The organism is Deferrisoma sp., from assembly GCF_054681715.1.
Genome location: NZ_BAAHFQ010000176.1, coordinates 1 through 5,723, shown reverse-complemented (window position 1 = coordinate 5,723; position 5,723 = coordinate 1). Strand labels below are relative to the sequence as shown.

7 protein-coding genes are annotated in these 5,723 nt (G+C 70.1%); 4 read left to right on the top strand and 3 right to left on the bottom strand.

Going from position 1 to position 5,723, the window contains the following annotated elements:
• The 3 genes from bioD to bioB all read right to left on the bottom strand — a co-directional run.
• Positions 1-289: ATP-dependent dethiobiotin synthetase BioD (bioD, locus tag ACY0I8_RS15745; RefSeq protein ID WP_461395499.1), on the bottom strand; the 289-nt coding region annotated here is incomplete at its 3' end.
• The gene (bioF, locus tag ACY0I8_RS15740) at positions 286-1,458 is read right to left on the bottom strand and encodes an 8-amino-7-oxononanoate synthase (RefSeq protein WP_461395498.1); all 1,173 of its coding nucleotides are present in this window, start codon (positions 1,456-1,458) and stop codon (positions 286-288) included. The genes bioD and bioF, both read right to left, overlap by 4 nt.
• Positions 1,455-2,456, bottom strand: coding sequence for a biotin synthase BioB (gene bioB / locus ACY0I8_RS15735; protein WP_461395497.1), 1,002 nt, complete (start codon positions 2,454-2,456; stop codon positions 1,455-1,457). The genes bioF and bioB overlap by 4 nt, the downstream gene beginning before the upstream one ends.
• A 420-nt stretch (positions 2,457-2,876) precedes the next feature.
• Here bioB and ACY0I8_RS15730 point away from each other — a divergent pair, with 420 nt between their 5' ends.
• The 4 genes from ACY0I8_RS15730 (at position 2,877) to ACY0I8_RS15715 (ending at position 5,140) form a co-directional block, all read left to right on the top strand.
• Positions 2,877-3,416 carry a DUF4870 family protein gene (locus tag ACY0I8_RS15730; protein WP_461395496.1) on the top strand — a complete coding sequence of 180 codons (540 nt, stop codon included), beginning with the start codon at positions 2,877-2,879 and terminating at the stop codon, positions 3,414-3,416.
• A 196-nt stretch (positions 3,417-3,612) separates the two neighbouring features.
• The gene (locus tag ACY0I8_RS15725; RefSeq protein ID WP_461395495.1) at positions 3,613-4,083 is read left to right on the top strand and encodes a thermonuclease family protein; all 471 of its coding nucleotides are present in this window, start codon (positions 3,613-3,615) and stop codon (positions 4,081-4,083) included.
• Between the two features lie 392 nt (positions 4,084-4,475).
• Positions 4,476-4,703, top strand: a complete 228-nt coding sequence (locus ACY0I8_RS15720; RefSeq protein ID WP_459943305.1) for a hypothetical protein — start codon at positions 4,476-4,478, stop codon at positions 4,701-4,703.
• Entirely contained in the window at positions 4,700-5,140 is a 441-nt protein-coding gene (locus tag ACY0I8_RS15715) for a type II toxin-antitoxin system VapC family toxin (RefSeq protein WP_461395494.1), read from the top strand. Before ACY0I8_RS15720 ends, ACY0I8_RS15715 begins: the two co-directional genes overlap by 4 nt.
• Positions 5,141-5,723: the final 583 nt, after the last annotated feature.

The window sequence follows — 5,723 nt, the reverse complement described above, 5'->3', positions numbered from 1 at the left end:
GGTCCACGGCGCGGCCCTCCCGCCGGGCGGCCACGGCCGGGGCCAGGGGCTCCCGGAACCGAAACGGGCAGATCCGGTCCAGGGGCTCGGCGCACCCGGCGGCCGCGGCCAGGGCCAGGGCGTCGGCCGGCCGGTCCGGGTTGTCGCACCCGGTCTCGGCGGGTTTCAACACCCCCACCCGAAGGCCGCGGCCCACTAGGCCCCGGGCCAGGGCGCAGGCCACCCGGGTCTTCCCGACCCCGGTGTCGGTGCCGGCCACCACGAGGGCCCGGGGGAACGCGGGGGTCATGCGGCCGCCTCGGCCTCGCGCCGGCGCAGATCGGCGAGGGCCTCCACCAGGGCGTCCACGTCGGCGGGGTCGTGCTCGCTCGATACGGTGATCCGAAGCCGGCTCGTGCCCTGGGGCACCGTGGGGGGGCGGATCGGGTGCACCCAGAACCCCCGGTCCCAGAGCGCCTGGGCCCAGGCCAGGGCCGCCCCGTTGGAGCCCAGCACCACCGGAACGATGGGGGTCGGATGATCGTCCACCGCGAACCCGGCTCCCTGGAGCCCCTCCCGGAGCCGCCGGACCCGGGCCCGGAGCCGCTCGACCCGCTCGGGCTCGTCCCGGAGGACCTGGAGCGCCGCCCGGGCCGCCCCGAGGACCGGGGGCGGCAGGGCCGTGGTGTAGATGAGGCTCCGGGCCCGGTTCACCAGGAGGTCCCGCACGGGCCCGGCGCAGGCGGCGAACGCGCCGAAGACCCCCAGGGCCTTGCCCAGGGTGCCCATGACCACCAGGTCGTCCCCCTCCACCCCGAAATGGTGCAGGGTGCCCCGGCCGCTGCCGATCACCCCGGTGGCGTGGGCGTCGTCCACCACCACCAGGGCCCCGTGGGCCCGGGCGGCCTCCAGGATCTCCGGCAGGGGGGCGAGGTCGCCGTCCATGCTGAACACCCCGTCGGTCACCACGACCTTGCGGGGCTCGCCGGCGTGGCGCTCGAGGCGGCGGGCCAGGTCGGCCGGGTCGGCGTGGCGGTACACCTCCACCCGGGCCCGGGCGAGCCGGCAGCCGTCCACGATGGAGGCGTGGTTGAGCTCGTCCGAGAAGATCACCCCGCCCCGGCCCAGGGCGGTCAGGAGCCCCAGGTTCGCCTGGTACCCCGAGTTGAAGAGCACCGCGTGCCCGAACCCCTTGAGGGCCGCCAGGTCCTCCTCGAGCTCGGCGTGGAGGCCCAGGGTGCCGGTGATGAGCCGGCTCGCCCCGGCGCCCGAGCCCCACCGCCGGGCCGCCTCGGCCGCGGCCTCCGCGAGCCGCGGGTCGGCCGCGAGCCCCAGGTAGTCGTTGGACGAGAAGCAGCGCACCTCCCGGCCCCCCACCCGGACCCGGGGGCCGCAGGGGCCCTCCAGGGGCCGGAGCTCCCGGTAGCTCTCGGCGGCCCGGAGCGCCGCCAGCTCCTCCCCCACCCAGGCCGGGATCACAGGGGCCTCCCGCTCCCCTCGGCCACCGGCCGGAACCCGAGGTCGCGCACCATCTTCAGGTCAACGTCCGGGGCCCGGCCGGCCGTGGTGAGGTAGTGGCCCACCATCATGCCGTTGGCGCCGGCGTAGAAGATCCAGGAGGCCAGGTCCCCCAGGTTGCGGTCGCGGCCGGCGCAGACCTTGATCGTGGCCCGGGGCAGGAGGAACCGGTACACGGCCACGATCTTGAGGCACTCCAGGGGCGGAAGGGGGGGCATGTCCTGGAGCCGGGTGCCCTTGACCGGCACGAGGAAGTTCAGGGGCACGCTGTCCACCTCGAGCGCCCGCAGGGTCAGCGCCATCTCCACCCGCTGGGCCCGGGACTCCCCGATGCCGAAGATGCCCCCCGAGCAGGTCATGAACCCCAGGCGCTTGGCCGTGCGCACGGTCTCCACGTCGTCCTCGTAGTCGTGGGTCGTGCAGATCCGGGGGAAGAAGCTCCGGGCCGTCTCCAGGTTGTGGTGATACCCCCGGAGCCCGGCGTCCCAGAGCTTTCGAAGCGCGTTCTCCGAGAGGATCCCCAGGCTCGCGCAGGGGCTCACGCTGCCGTCGGCCGCGATCCGGCGCACCGCCTCGCACACGCGGTCGAGCTCGGGCCCCTCGTCGATCCCGGTGCCGCTCGTCACGATGCCGAACCGGTTGGCGCAGATCGTGGCCCCCTCCCGGGCGGCCGCCACGATCTCGTCGGGGTCCCGGAGGTCGTACACCGGCGCCTCGGTGCGGTGGTGGGCCGACTGGGCGCAGAAGGCGCAGTCCTCGGGGCACCGGCCGCTCTTGGCGTTCACGATGCCGCAGAGCTCCACGTCGTAGCCCTTGAAATGCCGGGCGATCCGGTTGGCCGCCGGGAAGAGCTCGTACACGGCCGGGCCCTCGAGCTCCATGAGCTCCAGGGCCTCCTCGGCTGTGACCTCTCCGCCGTCCAGCACGCGCCGCTCGAGCGCCTCGATCCGCTCCCGCATCGGTCATCTCCTCGGGTGGGGGAGGGGCCGCCCCGCGGGCGGCCGGAAAGTCGCGTAGGTACCACGGGCCCCCGGCCGTCGTCAACCGAAACAATGGAATCGGTTGACGAGGTTCCCCCATTGCGCCGGAGGGCGGGGGTGTGGGAAAACCGTGCGGACGCGTGGAGACGTGGACGCGTGGACGGCCGAACGGCCGCAGGTCGAAGGTCGAAGGTCGAAGGTCGTAGGTCATTGCAGTCCAACGTCCAACGGCAAAACGACCCACGACAAACGGGCGTTCACACGACCAACGACCTGCGACGAACGGAAGTTCTTACGACCTCCGGCCGTTTCCCGATTCCCGGCGGTTGACCCGTCCCAACGTCCACGCGTCCTAACGTCCTAACGTCCGCGCGTCCCAGCGTCCTAGCAGGAAGCTATATGGAAGGCCTCATCCTCACCTACAACCGCGACACCGGCGAGGGCCTCATCCGGGGCGACGACGGGGTGCGCTACCGGTTTTCCCGGGCCGATTGGGGCTCGAGCGGCGAGCCCTTCGAGGGCCTGCGGGTCGACTTCGTGCCCACCGACAACGGCGCGGCCGAGGTCTACGCCTTGGAACCGATGAAGTCGGCCGTGGCCGACCTCGCCCGCGACGTGGGCTCGTCCCCCAAAACCATCCCCGCCGTGATCTACGCCCTCTACCTCCTGGCGTTCCTGTACGGCATCACCATGGTGGTGGGCGTGGTGCTGGCCTACGTGAACCGGCCCAAGGCCCGGGGCACCTGGATCGCGTCCCACTACGACTGGCAGATCTCGACCTTCTGGAAGAGCCTGATCGGGGTGATCCTGGGGACCGCGCTCTTAATCGTTTGGGTCGGGCTGCCGATCCTTTTGGCAACGTACGTGTGGGTCATCTACCGCATCGTGAAGGGCTGGAGCGCCCTCTCGGCCGGCGAACCGGTGGGGAAGAAAGGCTAGGCGACTGGGCGGCTAGGCAGCTAGGCGGCTAGGCGGCTGGGCCGCCACGTCCCTTTCGTCCCTAAGGTCCCTTCTGTCCCTCACAACGACCTGCGACGAACGGCCTTTGGCTGCCTGGCTGCCCGGCCGCCTCGCCGCCTAGCCCGGAACGGAGTCAGCCATGGAGGGCAGGGGAAGGCGCGCCGGACGCGCGCTCGTGGTTTTCTGGGTCTTGCTCGGGCTGGCCGCGGCCGCCCGGGCGGACATGTCCGGCCGGGTCGTGGCCGTGGCCGACGGCGACACCCTCACGGTTCTTGTGGGGACCGAGCAGGTCCGGGTGCGGCTCGCCGGCATCGACTGCCCCGAGCGGCGCCAGCCCTTCGGCCGCAAGGCCAAGGAGTTCGCCTCGCGGCTCGCCTTCGGCCAGGTGGTCCGGGTCCGGGGAGAGGACCGCGACCGGTACGGCCGGGTGGTGGGCGAGGTGATCCTCCCGGACGGTCGGAGCCTCAACCGGGAGCTCGTGAGCGCGGGGCTCGCCTGGTGGTACCGCCGGTACGCGCCCGACGATGCCGACCTGGCCCGGCGCGAGGCCGAGGCCCGCGCGGCCCGCCGGGGCCTGTGGGCCGACGCCGCCCCCGTACCCCCCTGGGAATACCGCCGCTCCCGCCGCCGCACCGGCCGCGGCTGACCCTGCGGGTTTCGCCCCCCCACCGGTCACCGCATTTCCCTCGTCACCGATCACCCGTCACGCGTCACGGCAGTTGAGCCACTGATGCACACAGATCTATACGGATTTGAAGGCCTTCATCTGTGTCCATCTGTGCAAATCTGTGGCGCCAATCCGAGGGCGCCAGAACCGCCTGCCCAGCCCGGGCCGGCCGAGACCCCCCATCCACGATGAACGACCTACGACCTGCGACCAACGACGCCCGGCAGTCCCCCCCTTCCCGAAAGTTGACCGTTCGCTCGCGTTGCTCATAGCGGGGGTGCTGGGTACACTGGAGCGCAGTTGGTGCCTTCCAGCGTCTCAGCCTTCTAGTCTCCGAGCCTTCCAGCGTAAATCGCCCCGAAGGACAAGCCATGAACACCCTGAGGAAACGAATCGAAGACGAACTGAACGGCCTCGATCCCACCTCTTTGGTCGCGGTGTACGAGTACCTGAGGGCCATCAAAGCGATCCGGCCTGCCCCCGGCGGGGGGGCGGAGGGGGAGGGCGCCCCGTCGATCGAGGAAGTCAGGAGGCAGACTTCGACATCGTCCAGCGATTGGAGCGAGGCCGTTCGCGGCGACCGGGATGAGCGCATATGAGCCTTTTCTTCTTTGATACCTCCGCTCTTGTGAAGATCTACCATGAAGAGCGCGGCTCGAAAGCCTGTCTCGATCTCTACCTTGGAACCTCGACGATTGCCGTCTCGGAATTGGCTCGGGTGGAGCTGTATTCGGCCGTGTTCCGGAAACTCCGCGAGCGAGAAATCAACGAGGGAGCCGCGGGGGCGGTGCTCCAGAGATTCGAGGAGGATTGCCGCACGAGGTTTGAGGTTTACCACGTGGCGTCGTTGGTGTACGAGGAAGCGGTTGCATTGCTGGAGCAATATGCGTCCCGGATGGCGTTGAGGACGTTGGACGCGCTCCAGTTGGCCACCTATCTCACCTACCGGGAACGGGAGGCGGATGTGTTTGTGAGTTTCGACGAACGTTTGTGCCGCGTGGCAGACGCGGAAGGCGCGAATGTCCTGAGGGTCTAGCGGGTGCGCCCCACGGGATGCGCGTCGGGCCAACCGGCCCCGGCCCATGTGCAACGACCCACGATGCATGGCAGCCCCCCCGGTGTGGGTCACTCACCAGATCACCCGTCACGGCAGTTGCGCCACTGATGCACACAAATTCACGCGGATTTGAAGGCCTTCATCTGTGTCCATCTGTGCAAATCTGTGGCGCCAATCCGAGGGCGCCAGAACCGCCTGCCCAGCCCGGGCCCAGCCGACCCCCCATCCACGACGAACGACCCACGACCAGCGGCAGTCCGCCCGGTCACCGATCACCCGTCACGCGTCACGGCATTTCCCAACGACCTCTGGCACTTGCTACGACCCACGACCCGAGACCCACGACCCCCGGCAGTTCTCACGACCTGCGACGAACGACCTACGGCAGTTTCCCCATTCCCCGTTCCCGGCAGTTGAGCCCCCAGTAGAGTCCAGACACGTGGTGTAAGAAGGGCATGGGCCCTTGCAAACGAAAAGACCACCGCGTCATCCTCCAGAGCCGTAGCGGTCAACCTGCGGCAAGGAGGGAAGACACGATGGTCGACGTCAATGAAGAGGCCCG

What these genes read in the sequence shown, in the direction of transcription:
- bioB (WP_461395497.1), bottom strand. Translation starts at nt 2,456, where the DNA reads ATGCGGGAGCGGATCGAGGCGCTCGAGCGGCGCGTGCTGGACGGCGGA.
- ACY0I8_RS15730 (WP_461395496.1), top strand. Translation starts at nt 2,877, where the DNA reads ATGGAAGGCCTCATCCTCACCTACAACCGCGACACCGGCGAGGGCCTC.
- ACY0I8_RS15720 (WP_459943305.1), top strand. Translation starts at nt 4,476, where the DNA reads ATGAACACCCTGAGGAAACGAATCGAAGACGAACTGAACGGCCTCGAT.
- ACY0I8_RS15715 (WP_461395494.1), top strand. Translation starts at nt 4,700, where the DNA reads ATGAGCCTTTTCTTCTTTGATACCTCCGCTCTTGTGAAGATCTACCAT.